Genomic DNA, 24111 nt, shown 5'->3' with positions numbered 1-24111 from the left:
TCAGCCGCGCATCGCGACGCCCTGGCGCCAGTAGCCCATGAAGGCGACGCTGCCCCGCGGGAGGCCGAGGTCGGTGACCAGGTGGCGACGCAGGGCCGTGACCATGCCGGACTCCCCGGCGATCCAGGCGTAGGTCGAGCGGGAGCCGGCCGCGGGCCCGGGCCGGTCGAGCTCCTCGCCGGAGGCCGAGTAGGTGGGCGTCTCCCAGATCTCCGCCGCGTCCTGCCCGGGTGCGCGGCCCGGGTCGGACGCGGATCCCGGGCCCGGTCCGGAGTCTGCCTGGGGAAGGCCGCGCCGGCCGAGGTGGTCGCTCACCCGCTCGACGAGCGCCTCGCCGACGGGTCGGTGGCCACGGACCAGCCAGGTCACGGTGATCCCGTCGGGGATCGTGAGGTCCGCGCGGACGTCGTCGCCCCTGGGCACCTCCAGGAAGACCACGCCTCGGCGGGGGGCGGTGAGCCCGGCCAGGATCTGCGCGACGGCCGGGAGCGCGGTCTCGTCGCCGACGAGGAGCAGGTGCTCGGCAGGACCGGGGTCGAACTCGATCCCGCCGAACGCCTCGCCCCGGCGGGGCACGACGACCATCAGCTCGTCTCCCACGGCGGCGCGCGCCGCCCAGGCCGACCCGGGACCGTGCGCACCGGGATGGAGCACCAGGTCCACCTGGATCGCGGTGTCGGCGCCCGTGCCGACCACACCTGCGACGGTGTAGGTGCGGACGGGGCATCGCTGGTGGTCGGGCAGCCCGGCGAGCTCGGACCACCAGGAGCCCTCGCTGAGCGACGGGAAGCCGCCGCCGGGAGCCGGAAGGATCAGCTTGATCCGCTGGTCGAGCAGCGGGCCGTCGACGCCGAAGTCGGCCAGGTCGGGGTGGCCCAGGGTGACCCGCACGAACGACGAGGAGAGGCGCTCGGTCCGCCGGACGGTGACCGGGGTCAGCACGCGGTCACCGCTCCCTGTCGGCGCCGGGAGAGGGGGATGACCCAGGGGGTGCCGGTGACGGGGTCGGGAACGACGCGGGCCACGAGCCCGAAGACCTCGCGGACCAGCTCCTCGGTGACGACCTCGCCCGGTGGGCCGGCGGCGACGACGCGCCCGTCGCGCAGGGCGACCAGGTGGTCGGCGTACCTCGCCGCCAGGTTGAGGTCGTGCAGCACCATCACCACCGTCGTGCCTCGGGTCTGCTGAAGGGTCGCGAGGAGGTCGAGGAGCTCGACCTGGTGGGCGACGTCGAGGTACGTCGTCGGCTCGTCGAGCAGCAGGACCGCGGGCTGCTGGGCGAGGGCCATCGCCACCCACACCCGCTGGCGCTGGCCCCCCGACAGCTCGTCGACGGTCCTCGTGGCCAGGTCGACGGTGCCGGTGAGCTCCAGGGCCTCGGCGACGGCCGCGTCGTCGCCGGCGCTCCACCGGGACAGGCGACCGCGGTGGGGCTGTCGGCCGCGACCGAGGAGATCGACGACCGTGATCCCGTCGGGCGCGGTCGGCGCCTGGGGGAGCAGGCCCAGCACCCGCGCGACCTCGCGGGTCGGCAGGCGGTGGACGGCGTGGCCGTCGAGCAGGCAGGTGCCGCTGCGCGGCGGCAGGAGGCGGGCCAGCCCCCGCAGCAGGGTCGACTTCCCGCAGCCGTTCGCGCCCACGATCGCGGTCGTCGCCGCCGTCGGCAGGGTCAGGGTCACGTCGTCGACGACGGTGCGCGGCCCGTAGCCCAGGGTCACCCGCTCGGCGCCGATCCGGGGGTCGTGGGTGAGGGTCATCGGGCGCTCCCTGAGGCGGTTCGGGGGTTGACGAGGAGCCAGAGCAGGAACGGCGCACCGGCTGCGCCGGTCACGACGCCGACCGGCAGGTTGACGCCCGGCACGGCGTACGCCGCCAGGTGGTCGGCCGCGACGACGAGGACGGCGCCGGTGAGCCCGGCGCCGACCAGGGTGGCGCGCCCCCCGTTCAATGCGCGCGCGGCCGGCCCGCAGAGCAGGGCGACGAACCCGATCGGCCCGGTGACGGCGACGGCGACGGCGACGAGGAGGACGGCGACGAGGAGCACCAGGTCAGAGGTGTGCCGGCCCAGCCCGATGGCCCGGGCGGCGTCCGGACCGAGCTCGAGGGCTCGCCGGTCGCGGTCGAGCAGCGACAGGGCGGGCAGCAAGGCGACCAGGGCGATTGCCAGACCGCGGATCTGGGCCCAGGTCACGCCGTTGAGCGAGCCGCTGAGCCACCGCAGGGCCAGCTGCGCGTCGTAGACGTCGGCCCGGGTGAACAGGTACTGCACCACGGCCGACATCGCTGCCGCGACGACCACCCCGACGAGGACCAGCCGGACCGTGCCGCCGGCGCCGGCCGCCAGGCGGACCCCGAGCGCGGCCAGGAGTGCCCCGGCGACGGCGGCGCCCGTGAGCATCGGGCCGGAGGCGTGCAGCACCACGAGTGCCCAGACCGCCGCGGCGCTCGCACCGGCGCTCACGCCGACCACGTCGGGACTGGCCAGCGGGTTGCGCAGCACGCCCTGGAAGACCGCGCCCGCGACGCCGAACGCCACGCCGACCAGCACGCCGGCCACGGCGCGCGGCAGCTTGGACTCCAGCACGATGAACGAGGCTCCCGGGATCTGCGCCCCGCCGAGGATCCGCACGAGGTCCGGGAGCGTGACCGTGTAGTCGCCGCCGAGCACCCGGGCCGCGAGGGCACCGGCCAGGGCAGCGAGCAGCCCGCCGATCACCAGCCGGTGACGGCGCCGAGGACCGCGTCGGGCCTGCCGGAGCGTGCGGAGGGTCGCCTCCCGGTCGGGTGTCGTCGCGCTCACCGGGCTCCCCACCGACCGCGACGCAGGAGCAGGCAGAAGGCGGGTACGCCGACGACCGCGGTCATGATGCCGACCTGCACCTCGGCCGGCGGCAGCACGACCCGGCCGACGGTGTCGGCCACCAGCACCAGCACCGCGCCCAGGCCGGCGGCGAGGGGCAGCACCCGCACGGTGGCCGACCCGACCAGTGCTCGCGCGGCGTGCGGGGCCACGAGACCGACGAACGCGACCGGACCGGCCAGGGCGGTCGCGGCCCCCGCGAGCAGCACGACCGCGGCGCCGGTGACGAGCCGGTCCCGGTCGACGCGACGCCCCAGGCCGCGGGCCACGTCGTCCCCCAGCGCCAGGGCGTCGAGCACGGGCGCCATCGCCAGCGCGACCAGCGCGCCCACGCCGAGGAACGGCAGGCAGGTGGCCAGGTGCTCCCACCCGCGACCGCCGACCGTGCCGACCTGCCAGAACCGGAAGACGTCCATCGTGCGGTCGTCGGTGAGCAGCACCGCGCTGGTCCAGCTCGTCAGGCCGGCCGTGACGGCGGCGCCGGTCAGCACCAGCGTGGCGGGCGTGGCGCCGCCGCGGGCCAGCGACGCCAGACCGTGCACGAGGAGCGCCGCCAGCGCGGCGCCGGCGAAGGCCCACCAGATGTAGTCCTCGACGCCCGCGACTCCGGCGTACGCGATCGCGACGACCATCGCGAACGAGGCGCCGGCGGTGATGCCCAGCAGCCCCGGGTCGGCCAGCGGGTTGCGGGTGAGCCCCTGCAGGAGCGCCCCCGCCAGGCCCAGTGCGGCACCGGTCGCGAGCGCCACCGCCGTCCGGGCGAGCCGGGCATGGAGGATCGCCTGGTCCGTGGCGGCGCCGGAGAGCAGGTCCTGCGGCGGCACCGGCCGGGAGCCGACCAGCACGCTGCCGCACGCGGCCAGGACCAGCAGGGCGAGGACGACGAGCGCGCCACGACCCCACCGGACGGCCCGCACGTCGGCAGGTGGGGCGGCAGGAGCGCGGTCGACGACCGTCACGAGACGACGACGGTGCCGAGTGCCGCGGCCACGTGAGGGAACCAGTGCCTCGCCGCCCAGGGGATGGCCAGCGGGCTGGGCGTGGTGCCGGAGAGGGCGTCGACCTGGTCGATGGCCGCCAGGACGTGGCCCGCGGCCACCGCCGGGATCTGCCGGATCAGCGGGTCCTCGATGAGGGTGCGGGCGGCGGCCTCGTCCTCGGCGTAGGTGATGAGCAGGTCGGAGCGGAGGTCGGCGGCCCGCTCGGCCGAGACGGTGCCGTAGAACTGGCCGGCCTCGGCCAGTCGCTCGACGACCGGGGCGTTGACCATCCCGACCTCGGTCAGCAGGCGCGGTCGCGCGTCCTGCGGGGTGTAGAAGGGGATCGACGAGAGGTCGGTGGCCGAGATCGCCGCCCAGACGAAGGACCGACCGGCCAGCTCCGGGTGACGCGCGCGCACCCGGGCCAGGACGCCGTCGGTCTCGCGACGCACCTGCGCTGCCGCGGCCGGTCGGCCCACCGCCTTGCCCACCATCTCGAGCGACTGCTGCCAGGTGGTGGTCCAGGCGTCCCCCGGGTAGGCGACGACGTCGGCGACCTTCGCGAGCCTGCCGTAGTCGCTGCGAGTCAGGGCGTAGTTGGTGACCAGGACGAGGTCCGGCGCCAGGGCCGCGACGTCGTCGAAGGGGATCGAGTCGCTGTCGTCGACGCGCGTCGGGGTCCGACCGCCCACGGCCTCCAGGGCGGCATCGAACCAGGGGGTCGAGCCGTCGGCGTTGCCGCCCCAGCCGATCTTGGTCGCACCCACCGGGACGACACCGAGCGCCAGGAGCGAGTCGGCGTCGCTGGTGCCGAGGCAGACGACGCGTCGTGGCTCCCGGGTGATCGTCGTCGTCCCGAAGGCGTGCTCGATGGTCACCGGGAACGCTCCCGGTTCGGCGGAGCCGGCCCGCTGCGGCGCCGGGTCGCTGCCCGTCGTCGGGCCGGTGGCGCAGGCGCCGAGAGCCCCGGCCGCGCCGACGGCGAACGAGGAGAGGAGGAAGGAGCGTCGGTCCACGAGGGCCTCATTGGTCGAAGGTTAGGTAAGCCTAACCTTAATAGAACCCGTCAGGCCACCATCACCCGCCCGGTCGGCGTGCGCCGTGCGGGCCGGTCGCGCACGGCGGCCCACGCCTCGGCGAGGGCGGCGACGGCGGCGCGGAGTGCCTCGGGCGGACGGCTCCACGGGATGCGGACGAACGAGTCGAGGCCGCCCTCGGCTGCGAAGACCGGACCCGGGGTGATGATCACCCCACGCAGCTCGGCCTCGGCGGCGACCGCCGTGCCCAGCGGCGCGGGCAGGCGGCACCACAGCGCGAGCCCGCCGGTCGGTGCGTGGAAGGTCCAGTCCGGGAGCAGGGTGGCCACCGCGCCCACGAGCGCGTCGCGCTGCTCGCGCAGTCGGGCGCGGTTGGCGGCCAGCACGTCGGCGTCGGCCAGCAGGCGCACCAGGGCGAGCTGCTCGAGCACCGGCGCGCCGAGGTCGAGGCTGACCCGCGCCCGTGTCAGCCGGTCCATCGCGCCCCGCGGCGCCCGGATCCACCCCAGTCGCAGCCCGCCCCAGTAGGCCTTGCTGGCGCTCCCGATCGTGATCGTGCCGGGCGCGAACGCGGCGAACGGCCGCGGCATCTCCTGGCCGTCGAGCGCGAGCGCCTGGTGCGCCTCGTCCACGATCGGCGTCGTCCCCGACCGGCCCAGGTGGGCGGCGTACACCTCCCGCTGCGCGTCGGTCATCAGGTGGCCCGTCGGGTTCTGGAAGTCCGGGACCAGGTACGCCGCGCGCGGTGCCGTCCGTCGCAGGGTGGTGCCGACCGCGTCGAGGTCCCAGCCCTCCGGGTCGACGTCGGAGGGGACCAGGCGCGCGCCGGCGTGCCGCAGCGCGTCGGTCGCGTTGGGGTAGACCGGCGACTCCACCAGCACCCGGTCGCCGGCGGCGGCGAGGGCCTGGGCGACGACCGACGCCGCCGAGAGCGCCCCCGGGGTCACCATCACCTGGTCGGGGTCGGTGGGGAGCCCGCGGGCGTCGTAGGTGGCGGCGATCGCCTGCTGGAGCTCGGGCAGGCCGGCGGGGAAGTAGCCGTGGCCGCCGAGGTAGGCAGGCAGGTCGGCCAGCGCCGCGGCGTACGCCGCCGTGATCCCCGGCGGTGCCGAGGGGGCCGCGCAGCCGAGGTCGACCGCGTCGGAGTCGCCGGGTCGGGGCAGCAGCGCCCGGTCGTGCACCCGGGTCCGGCTGCCGGGCACCCGGGTGAACGTCCCCGCGCCCTGACGGGCGACGGCGTAGCCCGCGTCGCGCAGCTCGGCGTACGCCCGGGTCACGGTGGTGCGGGAGACGCCGAGCGCCGTGGTCAGCTCGCGCTCGCTGGGGAGGCGGGTGTCCAGCCCGATCCGGCCGTCCCCGATGAGCAGCACCAGCGCCTCGGCGAGCCCGGCGTAGGCGGGGGAGCGGTCGAACTCGCCGACGAGGGTGGCCACCCGGGCGGCGGTGACGAGGCGGGTCATGCAGGCCACTGTTCCACGATTGGCTATTCAGGAGAAGGCCAATCAGGGTCAGACTCGTCGGCGTGAACCTCGTCGACCTCGGCCCGATCGCCCAGCTCCGGGCCGGCCGCCTCGGCCGGCGGCTCCCGCAGCTCTACCTCGGCCTGGTGATGTACGGCGTCTCCCTGGCGATGATGTACCGCGGCGACCTCGGCCTGGCGCCGTGGGACGTGCTCCACTCCGGCCTCATCCAGCACGTGCCGATCACGATCGGCCAGGCGGTCGTGGTGGTCAGCTTCCTGGTGCTGCTGCTCTGGATCCCGCTGCGCGAGATCCCCGGCATCGGCACGGTCTCCAACGCGCTGGTCGTGGGGTTCTCGGCCGACGCCACCCTCGCCGTGCTGGCCGAGCCGGACGCGCTGGTCCTGCGCGTGGCCCTGATGGTCGGCGGCGTGCTCCTGTGCGGGCTGGCCAGCGCCCTCTACATCGGCGCCCAGCTCGGGCGCGGCCCGCGCGACGGCCTGATGACCGGGTTCGCCCGGCGCACCGGCCACTCGATCCGGCTGGTGCGCACCTGCCTCGAGGTCACGGTCGTGGTGATCGGCGTGCTCCTCGGCGGCACACTCGGCCTCGGCACGGTCCTCTACGCGCTCGCGATCGGGCCGCTCACCCAGCTGTGGCTGCCGGCCTTCACCGTCGACCTCGACCGTCCCGGGCCGCTGGTCCCGGCCCCCGGGTCCGTTTGCCCCTGACGCGCACGACCCCGCCCGCGCGACGCTCGAGGTGAGCGCGGTGGGGAGGTCGTCATGGCCGCGGACGCGTACGACGAGTGGGTGGGCGCCGGGCTGATCTCGGCCGACCAGGCCGAGCGGATCAGGGCCTACGAGGCGATCCGGCCCGGACGGGCCCGGGTCTCCCTGGTCGTCGAGGCCCTCGGCTACCTCGGTGGCGTCATCATGCTGGTCGGGGCGTCGATCCTGGTCGGGATGTACTGGGGGGACATCTCGGTCCCGCTCCGCCTCGCCCTCGCCGGCGCCACGGCGGTCGGGCTGGTCGTCGCCGGCACGCTCGTCCCGCACGAGCTCGGCCCGGCCGCCGACCGGCTGCGCTCGGTGCTGTGGGCGCTGGCGGTCGCCGCGACCGCGGGCGTGCTGACGATCTGGTCCCAGGACGTGCTCGAGCGGTACGACGAGGACGAGCTGCTCGTCGTCGCACCGCTGACGGCACTCGTCGCGGCCCTCCTGTGGTGGTGGCGTCGCACCTGGCTCCAGCAGCTCGTCCTCGTCGTACCGCTGCTGCTCGCTGCCGCCGCGGTCGGGCTCCACCTGGGGGACGGCGACACGGCGCCGGGCATCGCGGTCTGGGTCGTCGCGGTCGCGTGGACCGCCCTCGCCTGGGCCGGTGCCCTCCCACCCCGCGGCTCGGGGGTCGTGCTGGGCGGTCTGGGTGCGATCTTCGGCCCGATGACCATCTCCGGGCAGGTCGGCATCGTGCTCGGGCTGCTCACCGCGGTGGCGCTGCTCGTGCTCGCGCTGGTCGCACGCAGCCTGCCACTGCTCGCCGTTGCCGCGCTCGGTCTGCTGGAGGCGGCGCCTCGGGCGGTCGTCGAGTGGTTCCCCGGACGCCTGTCCGCCGCGCTCACCCTGATCGTGGTCGGCGCGCTGCTGGTGGGCGCGGGCGTCTGGGTGGCCCGGCACCGCGCGCGCCGGCCGCCGGCCGGCACCGATGTCCCGGTGCCCGCCGGGGATCGGGCCGCACGGCCCCCCGCGGCGTGACAGACTCGGGGCCGACGCGGCTCGCGGGGAGCCGGCCTGATCGCCCGGAGGAAGCACGATGACAACACCAGCCGGAGATCCCGGGGCGGACGCGGCCGCCGTCGCGCCGCTCACCCCGCCGGACGCGACGCTGACGCTGGTCGCCCCCGAGCCACCGCCCGCGGTCACCACCACGCAGGCACCCCGGATGGCACCGCAGGTGCCCGCCGCCGCGCTGCCCGAGCTCGACGCCAAGGTCGACGGGTTCATGACCGCGCTGGCCGGCACGCCGGTCGGGAGCCCCGACTTCGCGGCTCAGGCCGAGAGCGTGCGCACCATGGGGGACGACGACATCCGCAAGGCGGCCGAGACCTCCAACCGGCTGCTCCAGCAGCCGGTCCGCGCCCTCCAGGAAGGCGGGATCGCCCAGGGCTCGACGGTCGGCAAGACGCTGCTCGAGCTGCGCCGGACCGTCGAGGACCTCGACCCCAGCCAGGCGACCGGTGCCCGGCGGTGGCTCGACCTGCTGCCGTTCACCGACAAGGTGACCGACTACTTCCGCAAGTACCAGTCCGCCCAGAGCCAGCTCAACGGCATCCTGCACAGCCTGCGCAACGGCCAGGACGAGCTGACCAAGGACAACGTCGCGCTCAACCTGGAGAAGACCAACCTCTGGGCCTCGATGGGTCGGCTGAACCAGTACGTCTACGTCGCCGAGCGGCTCGACGCCAAGCTGTCGGCCCGGATCGCCGAGCTCGAGCTCACCGACCCCGAGGCGGCCAAGACGCTCTCGCAGGACGTGCTGTTCTACGTGCGCCAGAAGCACCAGGACCTGCTCACCCAGCTCGCGGTCTCGATCCAGTCCTACCTGGCGATCGACATCATCATCAAGAACAACATCGAGCTGATCAAGGGCGTCGACCGGGCGTCGACGACCACCGTCTCGGCGCTGCGCACCGCCGTCATCGTCGCCCAGGCGCTGGGCAACCAGGAGCTGGTCCTCGACCAGATCACGGCGCTCAACACCACGACCTCCGGCATGATCCAGCGGACCTCGGAGATGCTGCGCGACAACTCCGCGGCCATCCAGGAGCAGGCCGCGTCGTCGAGCATCGGCATCGAGCAGCTGCAGGCGGCGTTCTCCAACATCTACGCGACGATGGACTCCATCGACGAGTTCAAGCTCAAGGCGCTGGACTCGATGTCGGCGACCATCGGGGTGCTCGAGACCGAGGTGGACAAGTCCAAGGCCTACCTCGACCGGGTCCAGGCGCACGACGCCCGCAACGCCGGCGGGACACTCGACCTCTCGACGCTGCCGACGACCTGAGCCGTGGGCCTGAAGTCGTGGTTGGGACGCCGGCGCGGTGAGGACCAGGCGAGCACCGTTCCCGCCCCTCCCACCGAGCAGGACATCCTGGCCGCCCTCAACCGGGTCAACGCGATGCTCGTCGACGGCAACGCGCCGCCCGTCGTCACGTCCCGCGTGCAGCGGATCGCCCGCACCATCCGCGACACCCTGCCCCGCCTGCGCCAGCTCGGCGTCGGGTCGATGGAGGGCTACTCGGTGATGGCGACCGCGACCGACTACCTCCCCGAGGCCGTGGGGGGCTACCTGCGCCTGCCGCGGGACTGGGCCGACACCCGGCCCGTGGACGGCTACAAGACCTCGCTCATGGTCCTGGTCGACCAGCTCGAGCTGCTCGTCACCACGATGGACAAGATCCTCGACGCGGCCAACCGGGCGGACGCCCAGGCGCTCGTGGCGCACGGGCTCTTCCTGCAGGCCAAGTTCGGCACCCCCGCCGGACCCGACCTCACCCTGGGGCCGCCGACATGACCGACACCCAGCCGCCCCGCCCCGGGCCCGTCCCCTCGCTGGCCGCCGCCCTCGCCGCCCTGGACGCCGCGGCGGTCGCCGCCGGCGTGGACCGGGGCGCGGCCCGGCTCGAGGCCGAGCGGCTCGCGGCGACCGTCGCCGAGCCGGCGCGAGGGGCGTACGTCGACTGGTCCCACGAGACCGGGCGCGAGCCGTCCGCGGAGGCGTTCATGGACGCGGCCTCGCGGGGACGCCGCTACCGCTCGGCGCCCACCCCGACGATGAGCGGCCTGGTCCTCGCCGGCTCGAGCCACGCCCCGGCGTACGCGCAGGCACTGGCCGACGTGGCGCGGGCCGCCAGCGGCCTCGGCGAGGACAACGCCCGCACGGTCGGCAACGCCGCGACCGCTGCCGCCGCGCAGCTGGGCAGCCCGGTCGCGCCGCCCGGCGTCGACCCCGCCTCGGCGGGCGACGCGCAGCCCGACGAAGCGCCCGGCTCCACGGCGGCCGCGCCGGCGCCGGGGGACCAGCCCGCGCCCGCGGAGCCCGAGCCCCGCCCGAAGACGGTGGAGGAGCTGCTCGCCGAGCTCGACGCGCTGGTCGGACTGACCGCCGTCAAGGCGGAGATCCACCGCCAGGCCGCCGTGCTGCGGGTCGAGGGCCTGCGCGCCCAGGCCGGTCTGGCCTCGCCGACGATCACCCGGCACATGATCTTCAACGGCAACCCCGGCACCGGCAAGACCACCGTGGCCCGGCTGGTCGCCGGCATCTACCGGGCGCTCGGCCTGCTCTCCGGTGGCCAGCTCGTGGAGGTCGACCGGTCCGAGCTGGTCGCGGGCTATCTGGGTCAGACCGCGATGAAGACCGCCGAGGTCGTCAGGTCCGCGGAGGGCGGAGTGCTGTTCATCGACGAGGCCTACTCCCTGGCCGGTGACCAGTACGGCACCGAGGCGATCGACACGCTGGTCAAGGAGATGGAGGACAAGCGCGACGACCTGGTCGTCATCGTGGCGGGCTATCCGCTGCCGATGGCGGTGTTCATCGCCCAGAACCCCGGCCTCGAGAGCCGCTTCCGCACCACGATCGACTTCGCCGACTACACCGACGACGAGCTGGTCGCGATCTTCGAGGTGATGGCGCACGACGCGGAGTACGACGTCGACGAGGCGGTGCTGGGCCGGCTGCGTGAGATCCTCGGGTCCGTGACCCGGGGCGACACGTTCGGCAATGCTCGCTACGTGCGCAACCTGCTCGAGGCGGCGATCGGCCGTCAGGCCTGGCGGCTGCGCGAGGTGGCCGCGCCGACGGTGCAGCAGCTGCGCACCCTGCTGCCCGAGGACCTCGAGCCGGTCGAACCCGTCGCGGTCGCGCCGGGTGTGGAGGTGGGGACCCCGTGACGAGCACGCCGCGCCGGACCACGCGCAAGACGGCCGCCAAGCGCCCCGCGCGCTCCCGGTCGAAGGCACCCGCGGCCGGCGCGGCGAGCCCCGCTGGAGCGGTGGCCGTGGCCGCCCCGGCCCCGCAGCCCGCCGCCCCCGCGGCCGGCCCCGCCACCGGCCCCGCCGCCGGCACCGCAGGCACCGAGGACGTGCCGCGGCTGCTCAACCGCTGGCAGCTGGTGGCCGTCCTCGCGTGCCTGCTCTTCGCGGTGGTCACCGCCAGCCTGCAGGTGATGTCGTGGCACGCCAACCGCGCCGCCGCCGACAACACCGAGCAGCTCGTGCGGGTGCAGAACATCCAGTCGACGCTGTTCCGTGCGGACGCCCTCGCCACCACCGCGTTCCTCACCGGCGGGCTCGAGCCGCCCGAGCAGCGCGCGGCGTACGACGACGCGATCGACTCCATCTCGCGCCAGATCGCCGACGCGGCCGACGCGCAGCCGGCCGACCGTGCGGCACTGGCGGACCTCAACTCGGCCGTGACCGGCTACAACGCGACGATCGCTCAGGCCCGCGCCAACAACCGCCAGGGGTTCCCGGTGGGTGCGGAGTACCTGCGGACCGCGTCGACCGGGTTGCGCGACACGACCGTCTCGGGCTCGGCGATCCCGGTCGCGAAGGCGCTCGTCGCGGCCAACGCCGACCGGGCCGAGTCGGAGCTCGGGGCGCAGCACCCGTTCCTGATCCTGCTTCCCGGCCTGGTCACCCTGCTGCTGCTGTGGTGGGTCAACCGGCAGCTCGCGCGGCGCTTCCGGCGCCACGTCAACCTCGGGGTGGCGGCGGCGGCGCTCACCGTCGCGGTGCTCACGGTCGTGGCCTTCGCGGTCGCCGCCGTCCAGGCCGTCCACAACGGCGACCTGCGCGACGGCAGCTACGCGACGTCGTACCGCGAGTCCACGGCGCGCACGGCGGGCAACGACGCGAAGGCCAACGAGAGCCTGCGGCTGATCTCGCGCGGGTCGGGCCAGGTCTACGAGGACCGCTGGGGGGTGGCGTCCCAGACGGTCCAGGACAACGCCTCCGACGAGACCGCGGCCCTGTGGGACGACTACGTCGCCGTCCACGGCCGCGTCGTCGAGCTCGACGACGGCGGGAAGTACGACCAGGCGGTGCGGCTGGCGACCACCACCGGCAGCAACGGGTCGACCGCCGCGATGGACCGTTTCGACGCCCGGTCCCAGGAGATCGTGCAGGCCTCTGGCGACGCGACGACCCGGGCCCTGCGGGGCGGCAACACCGGGATCCTGGTGCTGTCGGTCGTCACCCTGCTGCTCGGGATCGCGGCCGCCGGCCTCGCGGTCTGGGGGATCGGCCAGCGGCGGAGGGAGTACGCATGACCCGCTCACTGCGTCGGCGCGCCGGCCGCGCCGTCCTCGCCGCGGCGGCCCTGGTCCTGCTGGCCGGGTGCGGCTACTCGGCCACCCCGGTCCCCGAGGCGGTCGCGCCGTCCAGCGCGGCCCCCGCGTCGAGCCCGCCCTGCGAGGACACCGGCGACCCGACCCGGTCCTACGCGCCGCTGCCGGGTGGCGTGCCCGCCCCCGGCGACGTCCCGGCCGGCTCGACGATGGCGAGGATCCGCGACCGCGGCTACCTGATCGCCGGCGTCTCCGGTGACAGCTACCTGCTCGGCTCGCGCAACCCGTTCACGGGCAAGGTCGAGGGCTTCGACATCGACATGGTCGACCAGGTCGCGGCCGCCATCTTCGGCACCGCCGAGGGGCACGTCCAGCTGCGCGTCATCTCGGCCGCCGATCGGATCCCGCTGCTGCAGTCCGGGGACGTCGACATCGTCGCGCGCAACATGACCATCAACTGCTCCCGCTGGGACCAGATCGCGTTCTCCGCGGAGTACTTCCACTCCGGCCAGAAGGTGCTGGTTGCCAAGGGCTCGGGGATCACCCGGGTCGAGGACCTCGCCGGCAAGCGGGTGTGCGCGCCCGCCGGCACCACCAGCCTGGACCAGATCCAGGAGGTGGCCCCCGACGCGATCCCGGTCTCGGCGGTCAACCACACCGGGTGCCTGCTGAAGTTCCAGAACGGCGAGGCCGACGCGATCACCGGCGACGACACCGTGCTCGCCGGCCTGGTCGCGCAGGACCCGTACGCCGAGGTGCTGGCCGGGCAGGCGCTGACCGACGAGCCCTACGGCATCGGCGTGAACGCCGACGACGTCGACCTGGTGCGCTTCGTCAACGCGGTGCTCGAGCAGATGCACGACGACGGGTCGTGGCAGGCGTCGTACAAGAAGTGGCTGCAGCCCTCGCTGGAGGCGCCGGCCGCCCAGCCGACCCCGGTCTACGGCCGATGACCGCCGCTCCCGTCCCTCCCGGTGCGATCGGCACCGCGCCCGAGCCGGCCGCGTTGCAGACCTACCTCGGGGCGCTCGACGACTGGGTGCGGGCGCGCCGCACCGAGCTCGACGAGCTCGACGCCGCGGCACTCTCGGCGCAGCGCGGGGACGAGGTCGGCGCCGACATGGCGTTGTCGCTGGCGCTCTGGAAGGCCGTCGCCGACCGGTGGCAGCTGATGTGGGCGACCTGGGACGGGGGCCGGGTCGGGGAGGCCGAGCGCACCCGGATCGCCACGCTGGCGTGGGGCCGGCTCGACGGGTCCTCGGGCGCCCCGTCCGTCTCGGTGCCCGAGGCGTGCCGGCTCTCCGACGCCCTGGTCGCCCAGCTGCGCACCACCCTCGCGCTCACTCCGGGGGCCGATGCCGCGGCCGCCCGGATCAAGGACCTGCGCGCCCAGCTCGAGCGGATCCGCGACCAGGTCGGCCTCGAGCCCGCGTCCACCCGCGACGACGCCGCGCGCCGGCTCGCGGCGCTCCTGCAGCGCCTCGACGACGTGACCGAGCGGGCTCGTCGCGGCGCCGACGTCGGCGGCCTGCTCGGGCCGCTCGAGAGCGAGGCCTCGACCACCGAGCGGGACCTCATCGTCGGCAACGCCCGGCGGCGCGAGGCCGTCGACCGGCTGCGCACGGCCCGGGAGACCCGCGCGGACCTCGTGGCACGCGCCGAGGCCCTGCGCCGGCTGGCGGAGATCTGCGTCCGCACCGTCGACCCGTCGCCCCGCTACGCCGTGCCCGACGTCGCGGCCCTCGGGCCGGTCCCCAACACCCCGGAGCGGCTGCAGCCCTACCTCGACCGGCTGGGCCGCGTGGCCGAGGCGCTGGCCGTCGCCCAGCAGGCGTACGCCGACGCGCTCGCCGAGCGCACCCAGCTCGCCGACCTGCTCGACGCCTACGTCGCGAAGGCCCGGGCGGTCGGTGTCGCCGACCGGCCCGACCTGCGCGAGAGTGAGCGGCAGGCACGCGACGTCCTGGCCCGCTCGCCCGCCCCGATGGCGGTGTGCCGCCAGCTCGTGGGCACCTACCAGGCCTGGCTGACCCAGCTCGCGTCCGCAGGTCCCGCACCGGCCGCCCCGACCGCACCGGCCTCCGGCGCGGCGTCGAAGGAGTCCGCATGAAGTGCACCCAGCCCGGCTGCAGCGGCACCATCACCGACGGCTACTGCGACGTCTGCGGCATGGCCGCCGCACCGGCCGCCTCTGCCTCCGCCTCCGCACCCGCCGCCCCGGCCGCGGCGGGTGCCGGGACCGCCGCGCCCGCCGCCGACGGCACGCCCTGCCGCCAGCCCGGGTGCACCGGCACGATCCTGGACGGCTACTGCGACGTCTGCGGCTCCCCGGCGGCGGCGTCCACCCCGGTCGCGGCCCAGGCGCAGCCGCTGAGCGGGACCGACGTGTCCGTGGCGACCTCGTCGAGCCGCGTCGGCTCGGCCGCCATGGGCTCGCGCCTGCTCCAGGCCGGCGGGTCGACCGCCACCCGGCGTACCCGCACCGGCTCCCAGCGCGTGCGCGCCGCCCGCCTCGGCGCCGGTCTGACCGTCGTCCCGCCGGCACCGGCCGTCGACGCGAGCAAGGCGATCAACCCCGACCCGCAGGTGCCCGAGGAGAAGCGCACCTGCTCCAAGTGCGGCAACGCGGTCGGCCGCAGCATCGACGGCCGTCCCGGGCGCACCGAGGGCTTCTGCCCCCAGTGCGGCCAGGAGTTCTCCTTCTCGCCCAAGCTGAAGCCCGGGGACCTCGTCGGCGGGCAGTACGAGGTCGCGGGCGCGATCGCCCACGGAGGTCTCGGCTGGATCTACCTCGCCAAGGACCGCAACGTCTCCGACCGGTGGGTGGTGCTCAAGGGCCTGCTGAACTCCGGCGACCCCGACGCGCTCGCCGCGGCGATCGCGGAGCGGCAGTTCCTCGCCCAGGTCGAGCACCCGCTGATCGTCGAGATCTACAACTTCGTCACGCACGAGGGTGCCGGCTACATCGTGATGGAGTACGTCGGCGGCACCTCGCTCAAGCAGATCCTCAAGCAGCGGATGGCCGCCAACGGCGGTGCGTACGACCCGCTTCCGGTGGACCAGGCGCTCGCCTTCCTGCTCGAGGTGCTGCCGGCGTTCCAGTACCTGCACGACCTGGGGCTGGTCTACTGCGACTTCAAGCCCGACAACCTGATCCAGGTGGGCGACGCCGTCAAGCTGATCGACCTCGGCGGCGTGCGGCGGATCGACGATCAGGACTCCGCGATCTACGGGACCGTCGGCTACCAGGCACCCGAGGTCGCCGACGTCGGCCCCAGCGTCGCGAGCGACATCTACACGATCGGGCGCACGCTGGTCGTGCTCTGCATGGAGTTCCGGGGCTACCAGGACACCTACCTGCACGCGCTGCCGCCACCGGAGTCGACGCCGCTGTTCGCCCGGCACGACTCGCTCTACCACCTGGTCGCCAAGTGCTGTGCGCCCGACCCGGCCGACCGGTTCGCGTCCGCCGACGAGCTGCGTGTGCAGATGCTCGGCGTGCTCCGGGAGGTGGTCGCCGACCGCACCACCGGCACCGCGCTCACCTCCGCGGCGTCGGTGCTCTTCGAGCCGCCGTCGGCCTCGGCCTCGGTCGTGGCGTGGAGCGACCTGCCGAGCCTGCGCCCGGACACCACCGACTCCCAGCACGCCTGGCTGTCCACGGTCGGGGCAGAGGACCCGGCCCAGCGCCTGCGGGACCTGGAGGCGGCGCCGGAGTCGAGCGCCGAGGTGCTCCTCGCCCGTGCCCACGCCGCGCTGGAGCTGTCCGACGCCCCGGGAGCGCACGGGTACGCCGACCAGCTGCTCGCCGACGACCCGTGGGACTGGCGGGCGGTGTGGATCGACGGGCTCGCCGCCATGCAGGAGCAGGACTGGGCGGCGGCGCAGTCGGCGTTCAACGCCGTCTACCAGCAGGTCCCCGGTGAGCTGGCGCCCAAGCTGGCCCTGGCGGTGGCCTGCGAGCGGGGCGAGCTGCCCGACGTCGCCGAGGGGCTCTACCGGACCTGTGCGGCGACCGACGCGACGTACGTCCCACCGGCGGCGTTCGGGCTGTCCCGGGTGCGCGCGCACCGTGGTGACACGGCCGGCGCGGTCGCGGCGCTGGACATGGTGCCGTCCACGAGCCGGGGCTATCCGGAGAGCAGGCAGCTGCGCGCCGAGGTGCTGCTCGCCGGCGGCAGCGGCGACCTCGCCGTGCTCGACCAGGCGATGCGCAGCATCGAGTCGGTGCCGATGGACGGCACCGTCCGGCAGCGCTACGTCGTGCGCATCCTCGGCCACGCGCTCGACGTCGTCACGAGCAGCCCAGCGGCCGCGCGGTCCGACGCCGCGGTCGGCAGCACGCCGGCCACGGAGCCGGGGATCCGCGCCGGCCTCGAGCAGGCCTACCGTGCGCTGGCCCGCGAGGCGCCGCTGCGCGAGGACCGCGTCGCGCTGGTCAACCGCGCCAACGCCGTGCGCAGCTGGACGCTGACATGACGCAGACCTCCTCGGCCGCGACCTGCCCGTCGTGCGGTGCTGCCGTGCCGGCGGGCTCGAGGTTCTGCGAGGGTTGCGGCACCCCGCTCGGCGGTGACGCGGGGCCGGCACCGGCCTCCGCCCCGGCCCCCACCCCGTCCGGCGAGCTCGGCAGCGGGCCGATCAGCGCCCCGACCCGGCGCAAGGAGGCCGAGCCCGCCGGTGGTGCGCCGGCGGTGGCCGAGCCGCGGCGCTGCCTGGCCTGCCAGGGCACGGTCGGCGCGGACGGCTACTGCGAGACCTGCGGCACCAAGGCGCCCAGCGAGCGCGACCACTTCGAGGAGGCCCCGGCGGCCTGGGTCGCCGGCGTCTGCGACCGCGGCCTGGTGCACGCGCGCAACGAGGACGCGATGGCGCTGCTGGCCTCCGTCGCGCCACGCCGCGCGGTCCTCGTCGTCTGCGACGGCGTGTCGAACTCGACCGACTCCGACGTCGCCTCGCTCGCGGGCGCCCGGGCCGCGGGGGAGGTCCTGCGGGCGCCGTTCCCGCGTGGCATGGGCACGCCCAGCAGCCGGGCCGCGGCGATCGCCGCGGTCCTCGGCGACGCCGCCACGGCGGCCAACGACGCGGTCGTCGCGGTCACCGACCCGGCCTCGACGAACCCGGCGTCGGCGACGTTCGCCGTCGCCGTGGTCGAGGACGACCTGCTCGCACACGCCAACATCGGGGACTCCCGCGTCTACTGGCTGCCCGACGCCGGTCCCGCCGTCCAGCTCAGCGTCGACGACTCGGCCGCGGAGCAGCAGATCGAGGCCGGCGTACCCCGGGCGGTGGCCGAGACGTCACCGCAGGCCCACGCGATCACCAAGTGGCTCGGCCGCGACGCCCCCGACGTCACGCCCCGCACCGGCCAGGTGGTCCTCGACGGCGCCGGCTGGGTCCTGGTCTGCTCCGACGGTCTGTGGAACTACGCGTCCGAGCCGGAGGCGGTCCGGGCGCAGCTCGTCGCGGCCGGCACCGACGACCCGCCGGCGCTCGCCCGGGCGCTGGTGGCCTTCGCGAACGCGCAGGGGGGCCGGGACAACATCACCGTCGCGCTCGCCCGCGTGGGGGACCCGAGCGCCACCGCGACGGGGCAGAATGCATCCGCACCCGCGACCGCAGGAGAGGCTGATGGCTGAGTTCACCGCCACCGTGTACCAGAACGAGTTCCTCCCCGACGGGGGGACCGACGTCAACGCGATCGTCACCGTCACCTGCACGGGCGCGGGCACCGCCGGGCAGACCGGCGCCGGCGCGGCCGGCGAGATCATCATCGTCGACACCTCCGGCTCGATGGGCAGTGCGACCATGCAGGCCGCACGGGTCGCCGCCCAGGCCGCGCTCGCCGAGATCGTCGACGGCACCTGGTTCGCCGTCGTCTCCGGCTCCGACCACGCCGAGCTGGCCTTCCCGCACGTGAGCTCGGGGCCCGGGATGGTCCGGATGGACGAGCAGACCCGTCGCGACGCCAGCGCCTCCATCGATCGCTTCACCGCGGCCGGTGGCACCGCGATCAGCACCTGGCTCGACCTGGCCGGCACCCTCTTCGCGTCGGTGCCGCAGGTCACCCAGCGGCACGCGATCCTCCTCACCGACGGCGAGAACCGCGAGGGGCCGAGCTTCCTCGACGCCGCGATCGGCCGGGCCACGGGCTACTTCCAGTGCGACTGCCGGGGCGTCGGCACCGACTGGCAGGTCGAGGAGGTGCGCCGGATCGCGCAGGCCCTGCTCGGGACCGTCGACATCATCCCCGAGCCGTCCCAGATGCAGGCCCAGTTCCAGGAGATGATGCGCGCCTCGATGGCGCGGGGCGTCGCGGACGCCCAGCTCCGGGTGTGGACCCCGCAGGGCGCCCAGATCCTCTGGGTCCGCCAGGTGTCGCCCACGGTCGAGGACCTCACCGACCGCCGGGTGGAGGTCAACCCGCTGACCGGCGGCTACCCGACCGGTGCCTGGGCCGACGAGTCCCGCGACTACCACGTCGCGGTCCGGGTGGCTGCCAAGGCGATCGGGCAGGAGCAGCTGGCCGCGCGCGTGCAGCTCGCGATCGGGGACGACGTCGTGGCGCAGGGCCTGGTCAAGGCCACCTGGTCGGGCGACTCCGAGCTGACCGCCCGCATCGACCAGCAGGTCGCCCACTACACCGGGCAGACCGAGCTGGCCGCGATGATCCAGGAGGGTCTGGCCGCCAAGGCGGCCGGTGACGAGGCCACCGCGACGACCAAGCTCGGCCGCGCCGTCCAGCTCGCCGCCGAGACCGGCAACGACGAGGCGACCGCGAAGCTGAAGAAGGTGGTCGACATCGACGACGAGAAGGAGGGCACGGTGCGGCTCAAGGCTGCGGTGGCCAAGGTGGACGAGATGGCGCTCGACACCGCGTCGACCAAGACCACGCGGATCAAGAAGTGAGCACCTGCCCGGCCGGTCACCAGACCAGCGCCACGGACTACTGCGACGTCTGCGGGCTGGCGATGGGTGACGCCCCCGCGGCGGCGTCGGACGCCGCGCCGCCGGCGGACGCGACCCCGGCCGCCGACGCCTCGCCGCCGGCACCGGCGGGCGGCACCTGCCCCAACTGCTCGGCGACCAACCCGGCGAACGCGCTGTTCTGCGAGGCCTGCGGCTACGACTTCACCACCGGCTCCATGCCGCGGCCGCTCACCCCGCCGGCCCCGCCCGCGGACGCCCCGGCCGCCCCGGACGCGCAGGGCGCCCGGCCGGCCGCCGTACCGCCCGCGAACCCGTCGCCGGCGCTGACCGAACCGTGGGTCGCCGAGGTCTGGATCGACCCGGACTGGTACGCCGACCAGGAGTCCACCGACCCCCTGCCCTCCCCGGGGCTGCCGAAGGTGGTCGCGCTGCACCACACGTCCATCCTGATCGGCCGGGTCTCGCACAGCCGCAACATCACACCCGACATCGACCTGTCCTCCGACAACGGCATCAGCCGGCGCCACGCCCAGCTGACCACCGACGGCACCCGTTGGTGGGTCGAGGACCTCGGGTCGTCGAACGGCACGTACGTCGGCGGCAGCGTCGGCGCCCTGCCGACCGCGCCCATCCCGCCCGGGCAGAAGCAGGAGATCTCCGAGGACGACCGGATCTACCTCGGCGCCTGGACCCGCATCGTCGTCCGCCCGGCCGCGCCGGGCGAGGCATGAGGGGCCGAGCGCGCACGCGGCGATGGGCGGGGGTCCTGGCAGGCGTGGGCGTCGTCGCCGTGTCGCTCGCCGCCTGGCACCGCACCCAGGCCGCATCGGGCCCGCTCCCGCCCGGGCCGCCCTGACCCCACCGGCCCCAGGCTCACCAGCGGACGGGCAGTTCATGTCGTTGTCGGGTGTTGCAACCCCTGACAACGTCATGAATCCCCGGTCGACCGGGGATTCATCCGCCCCTCCTGACGGCTGCGCCGCCCGGCAGCTGTCGCAGGCAGGTCGGCCCTATCTCCGGGTGGCGACGATCGTGGAGGCGTCGGGGGCGACCATCACCTCGACCGCGGTGAAGCGGTCGTCGGTCAGCCACTGCTCGCGCAGGGTGTCCACGCGACCGTAGGCGATGGGCGGCCACATCTCGCAGGGCGTGAAGTCGTCGAGGACGACGATGCCGCCCTCCTCGACCAGGTCGGCGACCGAGTCCACGCCGACCTCGGTGGGCTCGCCGGAGTCCAGGAACAGCAGCGAGAACGGGCCCTTGTCGAGCAGCGTCGACCAGTCCGCCGAGAGCACCTCGACCTGGGGGTCGTCGACGAAGATCTCGGCAGCCGCGTCGGCGAGGCGCTCGTCGAGCTCGGCGGTCAGGATGCGGGCGTCGCCCCGCACGCCCGAGCGCAGCCACGCCGTACCGACGCCGCAGCCGGTGCCGAACTCCGCCATCGTGCCGGCTCGGGTGGCGGCCAGCGTGGCCAGGAGGCGGCCGGTCTCGTTGCGGCAGAACGAGACGTACCCGGCCTTGCGGGACACGTCGAACGCGCGGGCGACGACGTCGGGCAGGTCGGGGGGAGCACTCATGGCTGCGAGTCTTCCATTTCGGACCAGGTGTCTCGCATGACGGACAGGTTGTGGAATCCCGTGGTGGTGAGGCGGCCGGTCTCGTACGGTGTCCTCACCATGCGGAGCGTCTTCGTACTCATCGACTGCCGCGGCGAGGCCTGACAGAGAGGCCACCTCGCCGCGGTGTTCGGCGTTGACGGTCTCTCGATACATCTGGATCGAAGACGTTCCCGCGGCGATCGAGCGCCAAGCAGCACAGGCGCGATCCGCATCCTGCATGGACTCTCCCTCGCTCGTGCGATCCACGAGCCGACCGCTCCCTCGTGGCTGGTCGTCTTCGTTCCAGGTGTACCGGGACCGCACCGACACCACTGGGAACCAGCACACGAGAGAGAGCAGATCCGATGTACGACATGTACCCCGACTGGGGTCCGGCGAGCCACCACCCCGACAACCCGCGCAGCCACGAGAACGTCCAGGCGGCACTGCAGGCCTCGCTCGACCTGCGGGACAACGGGGGCCAGCGCCCCGACGACAACTAGCCTCAGCGTCCATGACGTCCCCCGAGATCGGCACAGCACAGACCGGCACCCTCAAGCTCGCCGTCATCCCCGGCGACGGGATCGGTCAGGAGGTGACCGCGGAGGCGCTCAAGGTGCTCGAGGTCGCCTCCCCGGCCGGGGTGAAGTTCGAGCAGACCCGCTACGACCTCGGCGCCGAGCGCTACCTCGCGACCGGCGAGGTGCTGCCCGACTCCGTGCTCGACGAGATCCGCGAGCACGACGCGATCCTCCTCGGCGCCGTCGGTGGCAAGCCCAACGTTCCGAACCTGCCGCCCGGCATCCTCGAGCGCGGCCTGCTGCTGCGCCTGCGCTTCGAGCTCGACCACTACGTCAACCTGCGGCCCTCGCGGATCTTCCCGGGCGTGCCGTCGCCGCTCGCCGACCCGGGCGAGGTCGACTTCGTGGTGGTCCGCGAGGGCACCGAGGGCCCGTATACCGGCAACGGGGGTGCGCTGCGCGTCGGTACGCCGCACGAGGTCGCCACCGAGGTCTCGGTCAACACCGCGTTCGGTGTCGAGCGGGTCGTCCGCGACGCGTTCGCCCGGGCCCAGCGCCGGCCGCGCAAGAAGCTGACCCTGGTCCACAAGACCAACGTGCTGGTCAACGCCGGCTCGGTGTGGTGGCGGATCTTCTCCTCGGTCGCCGAGGAGTACCCCGAGGTCACGACCGACTACATGCACATCGACGCGGCGATGATCTTCATGACCACCGACCCCGCGCGCTTCGACGTGATCGTCACCGACAACCTCTTCGGCGACATCATCACCGACCTCGCCGCCGCGATCACCGGCGGCATCGGCCTGGCGGCCTCCGGCAACGTCAACCCCGACCGGACGGCCCCCTCCATGTTCGAGCCGGTGCACGGCTCGGCGCCCGACATCGCGGGCCAGCAGAAGGCCGACCCCACCGCTGCCATCTTGTCGGTGTCGCTGCTGCTCGACCACCTCGGGCACCCCGACGCGGCCGCCGTCGTGGAGACGGGCGTCATCGAGGACATCGCCGCCCGCTCCGCCGGCGCCACCCGGCGTACCAGCGAGGTCGGCGACGCCATCGCCGCCCGCGTAGCGGGCTGACCCGCGCGGCGGCGTGACCGTGCACGTTTCCCCGGCCGACCGGGGAAACGTGCAGACACGCCGGGCCATCGGGAGGGTCGTCAGGGGATGCGTGCACGCACGCCGGCGACCGACGGCGTGTCCTGCACGCATCCCCTGACGAGGTCGCGCCGACGCTCTCCTCGTGCTCGGACCCACAATCGTTGGAAGGTCGACTAAGTTGCCACCCATGGAGATCAGCACCACCCGCTCGAGCGCTCCGGTCTCTGACGAGCGCCTCGCCGAGATCCTCGCCAACCCCGGGTTCGGCCTGCACTTCGCCGACCACATGTTCACCGTCGAGTGGACGCCCGACGAGGGGTGGCACGGCGCGCGGATCGAGCCGTACGGGCCGCTGACGCTGGACCCGGCGACGGCGGTGCTGCACTACGCGCAGGAGACCTTCGAGGGCATGAAGGCCTACCGGCACGCCGACGGGTCGATCTGGTCGTTCCGCCCGGAGGAGAACGCCGCCCGGATGGTGCGCTCGAGCCACCGGCTCGCGCTGCCCGTGCTCGAGGTCGAGGACTTCCTGCAGGCCGTCGACGCGCTCGTCGAGGTCGACCAGCGTTGGGTGCCCGACCCGGCGGGGGAGAAGAGCCTCTACATCCGCCCGTTCATGATCGCCACGGAGAAGTTCCTCGGCGTGCGGCCCAGCCAGCACGTGACCTTCATGGTGATCACCAGTCCCGCCGGCTCCTACTTCAAGGGCGGGGTCAAGCCGGTCACGCTGTGGCTGACCGAGGAGTACACCCGCGCCGGCCGCGGCGGGATGGGCGCCGCCAAGACCGGCGGCAACTACGCCTCCTCGCTGGTCGCGCAGCAGGAGGCGATCGCGCAGGGCTGCGACCAGGTGGTCTTCCTCGACGGCCAGGAGGGCCGGTACGTCGAGGAGCTCGGCGGCATGAACATGTACTTCGTGCACGACGACGGCACGATCGTCACCCCCGCGACCGGCACCATCCTCGAGGGCATCACCCGCTCGAGCATCATCGAGCTGGCCGGCAAGCTCGGCCACCAGGTCGAGGAGCGCAGGTTCTCGATCGACGAGTGGCGCGAGGGCGTGACGAGCGGCCGGATCACCGAGATCTTCGCCTGCGGCACCGCCGCGGTCGTGACGCCGGTCGGCGAGCTCAAGTGGGCGGGCGGCGCCGCTCCGGCGCCCGCGAGCACCGACCTCACGATGCGGATCCGCCAGGCGCTGGTGGACATCCAGTACGGCCGCGCCGAGGACACCTTCGGCTGGCTGCACCGCATCGTCTGACGCCGGATCGCCGCCGCTGTC

The 24111-nt window shown here is 74.3% G+C and carries 22 protein-coding genes; 15 read left to right on the top strand and 7 right to left on the bottom strand.

From position 1 onward, the window contains the following. From ACILRH_RS14360 to ACILRH_RS14335, 6 genes are read right to left on the bottom strand one after another with little or no spacing between them, the layout of a single operon-like run. Entirely contained in the window at window positions 1-942 is a 942-nt protein-coding gene (locus ACILRH_RS14360) for a siderophore-interacting protein (protein ID WP_395694357.1), read from the bottom strand. Further along, window positions 936-1757: an ABC transporter ATP-binding protein gene (locus ACILRH_RS14355; protein WP_395694356.1), complete on the bottom strand. Its 822-nt coding sequence runs from the start codon at window positions 1755-1757 to the stop codon at window positions 936-938. The genes ACILRH_RS14360 and ACILRH_RS14355 overlap by 7 nt, the downstream gene beginning before the upstream one ends. Next, window positions 1754-2800 carry a FecCD family ABC transporter permease gene (locus ACILRH_RS14350; RefSeq protein ID WP_395694355.1) on the bottom strand — a complete coding sequence of 349 codons (1047 nt, stop codon included), beginning with the start codon at window positions 2798-2800 and terminating at the stop codon, window positions 1754-1756. The genes ACILRH_RS14355 and ACILRH_RS14350 overlap by 4 nt, the downstream gene beginning before the upstream one ends. Continuing rightward, window positions 2797-3819: a FecCD family ABC transporter permease gene (locus tag ACILRH_RS14345; protein ID WP_395694353.1), complete on the bottom strand. Its 1023-nt coding sequence runs from the start codon at window positions 3817-3819 to the stop codon at window positions 2797-2799. The genes ACILRH_RS14350 and ACILRH_RS14345 overlap by 4 nt, the downstream gene beginning before the upstream one ends. Continuing rightward, window positions 3816-4856, bottom strand: a complete 1041-nt coding sequence (locus tag ACILRH_RS14340) for an iron-siderophore ABC transporter substrate-binding protein (protein ID WP_395694351.1) — start codon at window positions 4854-4856, stop codon at window positions 3816-3818. Before ACILRH_RS14340 ends, ACILRH_RS14345 begins: the two co-directional genes overlap by 4 nt. A 50-nt stretch (window positions 4857-4906) precedes the next feature. Next, window positions 4907-6337: a PLP-dependent aminotransferase family protein gene (locus ACILRH_RS14335; RefSeq protein WP_395694350.1), complete on the bottom strand. Its 1431-nt coding sequence runs from the start codon at window positions 6335-6337 to the stop codon at window positions 4907-4909. Window positions 6338-6399: 62 nt separating this feature from the next. Between ACILRH_RS14335 and ACILRH_RS14330 the strand changes: the two genes are divergently transcribed. Genes ACILRH_RS14330 through ACILRH_RS14275 form a run of 12 tightly spaced genes read left to right on the top strand, consistent with a single transcriptional unit; the run spans window position 6400 to window position 20344 of the window. Then, complete coding sequence (locus tag ACILRH_RS14330; RefSeq protein WP_395694348.1) at window positions 6400-7068, top strand: YitT family protein; 669 nt, start codon at window positions 6400-6402, stop codon at window positions 7066-7068. 54 nt (window positions 7069-7122) lie between these two features. Then, window positions 7123-8091, top strand: coding sequence for a DUF2157 domain-containing protein (locus ACILRH_RS14325; RefSeq protein ID WP_395694346.1), 969 nt, complete (start codon window positions 7123-7125; stop codon window positions 8089-8091). 58 nt (window positions 8092-8149) lie between these two features. Further along, complete coding sequence (locus ACILRH_RS14320) at window positions 8150-9400, top strand: toxic anion resistance protein (RefSeq protein WP_395694345.1); 1251 nt, start codon at window positions 8150-8152, stop codon at window positions 9398-9400. Between the two features lie 3 nt (window positions 9401-9403). Then, window positions 9404-9910 (top strand): hypothetical protein, encoded by a 507-nt coding sequence (locus tag ACILRH_RS14315; RefSeq protein WP_395694343.1) that lies wholly within the window; start codon window positions 9404-9406, stop codon window positions 9908-9910. Beyond that, window positions 9907-11286 carry an AAA family ATPase gene (locus ACILRH_RS14310; protein ID WP_395694342.1) on the top strand — a complete coding sequence of 460 codons (1380 nt, stop codon included), beginning with the start codon at window positions 9907-9909 and terminating at the stop codon, window positions 11284-11286. Before ACILRH_RS14315 ends, ACILRH_RS14310 begins: the two co-directional genes overlap by 4 nt. Next, window positions 11283-12665 (top strand): hypothetical protein, encoded by a 1383-nt coding sequence (locus tag ACILRH_RS14305; protein ID WP_395694340.1) that lies wholly within the window; start codon window positions 11283-11285, stop codon window positions 12663-12665. The genes ACILRH_RS14310 and ACILRH_RS14305 overlap by 4 nt, the downstream gene beginning before the upstream one ends. Further along, window positions 12662-13636, top strand: a complete 975-nt coding sequence (locus tag ACILRH_RS14300; protein ID WP_395694338.1) for a glutamate ABC transporter substrate-binding protein — start codon at window positions 12662-12664, stop codon at window positions 13634-13636. Before ACILRH_RS14305 ends, ACILRH_RS14300 begins: the two co-directional genes overlap by 4 nt. Continuing rightward, complete coding sequence (locus ACILRH_RS14295; protein WP_395694337.1) at window positions 13633-14793, top strand: hypothetical protein; 1161 nt, start codon at window positions 13633-13635, stop codon at window positions 14791-14793. The genes ACILRH_RS14300 and ACILRH_RS14295 overlap by 4 nt, the downstream gene beginning before the upstream one ends. Further along, the gene (locus ACILRH_RS14290; RefSeq protein WP_395694335.1) at window positions 14790-17162 is read left to right on the top strand and encodes a tetratricopeptide repeat protein; all 2373 of its coding nucleotides are present in this window, start codon (window positions 14790-14792) and stop codon (window positions 17160-17162) included. The genes ACILRH_RS14295 and ACILRH_RS14290 overlap by 4 nt, the downstream gene beginning before the upstream one ends. Further along, window positions 17159-18322 carry a PP2C family serine/threonine-protein phosphatase gene (locus tag ACILRH_RS14285; RefSeq protein WP_395694333.1) on the top strand — a complete coding sequence of 388 codons (1164 nt, stop codon included), beginning with the start codon at window positions 17159-17161 and terminating at the stop codon, window positions 18320-18322. Before ACILRH_RS14290 ends, ACILRH_RS14285 begins: the two co-directional genes overlap by 4 nt. Next, complete coding sequence (locus ACILRH_RS14280) at window positions 18315-19592, top strand: VWA domain-containing protein (RefSeq protein ID WP_395694332.1); 1278 nt, start codon at window positions 18315-18317, stop codon at window positions 19590-19592. The genes ACILRH_RS14285 and ACILRH_RS14280 overlap by 8 nt, the downstream gene beginning before the upstream one ends. Next, complete coding sequence (locus ACILRH_RS14275) at window positions 19589-20344, top strand: FHA domain-containing protein (protein ID WP_395694330.1); 756 nt, start codon at window positions 19589-19591, stop codon at window positions 20342-20344. The genes ACILRH_RS14280 and ACILRH_RS14275 overlap by 4 nt, the downstream gene beginning before the upstream one ends. Before the next feature lie 279 nt (window positions 20345-20623). Here ACILRH_RS14275 and ACILRH_RS14270 read toward each other — a convergent pair whose 3' ends face one another. Beyond that, window positions 20624-21190, bottom strand: coding sequence for an O-methyltransferase (locus ACILRH_RS14270; protein ID WP_395694328.1), 567 nt, complete (start codon window positions 21188-21190; stop codon window positions 20624-20626). A 386-nt stretch (window positions 21191-21576) separates the two neighbouring features. Here ACILRH_RS14270 and ACILRH_RS14265 point away from each other — a divergent pair, with 386 nt between their 5' ends. The 3 genes from ACILRH_RS14265 (at window position 21577) to ACILRH_RS14255 (ending at window position 24090) form a co-directional block, all read left to right on the top strand. Further along, the gene (locus ACILRH_RS14265; RefSeq protein WP_395694326.1) at window positions 21577-21714 is read left to right on the top strand and encodes a hypothetical protein; all 138 of its coding nucleotides are present in this window, start codon (window positions 21577-21579) and stop codon (window positions 21712-21714) included. 11 nt (window positions 21715-21725) lie between these two features. Next, complete coding sequence (locus ACILRH_RS14260; protein ID WP_395694325.1) at window positions 21726-22808, top strand: 3-isopropylmalate dehydrogenase; 1083 nt, start codon at window positions 21726-21728, stop codon at window positions 22806-22808. A 208-nt stretch (window positions 22809-23016) separates the two neighbouring features. After that, window positions 23017-24090: a branched-chain amino acid aminotransferase gene (locus ACILRH_RS14255; RefSeq protein ID WP_395694324.1), complete on the top strand. Its 1074-nt coding sequence runs from the start codon at window positions 23017-23019 to the stop codon at window positions 24088-24090. Window positions 24091-24111: the final 21 nt, after the last annotated feature.

The organism is Nocardioides sp., assembly GCF_044226765.1.
Taxonomy (GTDB): domain Bacteria; phylum Actinomycetota; class Actinomycetes; order Propionibacteriales; family Nocardioidaceae; genus Nocardioides.
Note: the sequence above shows the minus strand (reverse complement) of the source record. Positions and strands in the feature narration are given on the sequence as shown.

Excerpts from the sequence above, each read along its gene's own strand:
- ACILRH_RS14310 (WP_395694342.1), top strand. The coding sequence starts at position 9,907 with ATGACCGACACCCAGCCGCCCCGCCCCGGGCCCGTCCCCTCGCTGGCC.
- ACILRH_RS14270 (WP_395694328.1), bottom strand. The coding sequence starts at position 21,190 with ATGAGTGCTCCCCCCGACCTGCCCGACGTCGTCGCCCGCGCGTTCGAC.
- ACILRH_RS14320 (WP_395694345.1), top strand. The coding sequence starts at position 8,150 with ATGACAACACCAGCCGGAGATCCCGGGGCGGACGCGGCCGCCGTCGCG.
- ACILRH_RS14355 (WP_395694356.1), bottom strand. The coding sequence starts at position 1,757 with ATGACCCTCACCCACGACCCCCGGATCGGCGCCGAGCGGGTGACCCTG.
- ACILRH_RS14280 (WP_395694332.1), top strand. The coding sequence starts at position 18,315 with ATGGCTGAGTTCACCGCCACCGTGTACCAGAACGAGTTCCTCCCCGAC.
- ACILRH_RS14285 (WP_395694333.1), top strand. The coding sequence starts at position 17,159 with ATGACGCAGACCTCCTCGGCCGCGACCTGCCCGTCGTGCGGTGCTGCC.
- ACILRH_RS14295 (WP_395694337.1), top strand. The coding sequence starts at position 13,633 with ATGACCGCCGCTCCCGTCCCTCCCGGTGCGATCGGCACCGCGCCCGAG.
- ACILRH_RS14335 (WP_395694350.1), bottom strand. The coding sequence starts at position 6,337 with ATGACCCGCCTCGTCACCGCCGCCCGGGTGGCCACCCTCGTCGGCGAG.
- ACILRH_RS14325 (WP_395694346.1), top strand. The coding sequence starts at position 7,123 with ATGGCCGCGGACGCGTACGACGAGTGGGTGGGCGCCGGGCTGATCTCG.
- ACILRH_RS14255 (WP_395694324.1), top strand. The coding sequence starts at position 23,017 with ATGGAGATCAGCACCACCCGCTCGAGCGCTCCGGTCTCTGACGAGCGC.
- ACILRH_RS14265 (WP_395694326.1), top strand. The coding sequence starts at position 21,577 with ATGTACGACATGTACCCCGACTGGGGTCCGGCGAGCCACCACCCCGAC.
- ACILRH_RS14260 (WP_395694325.1), top strand. The coding sequence starts at position 21,726 with ATGACGTCCCCCGAGATCGGCACAGCACAGACCGGCACCCTCAAGCTC.
- ACILRH_RS14300 (WP_395694338.1), top strand. The coding sequence starts at position 12,662 with ATGACCCGCTCACTGCGTCGGCGCGCCGGCCGCGCCGTCCTCGCCGCG.
- ACILRH_RS14290 (WP_395694335.1), top strand. The coding sequence starts at position 14,790 with ATGAAGTGCACCCAGCCCGGCTGCAGCGGCACCATCACCGACGGCTAC.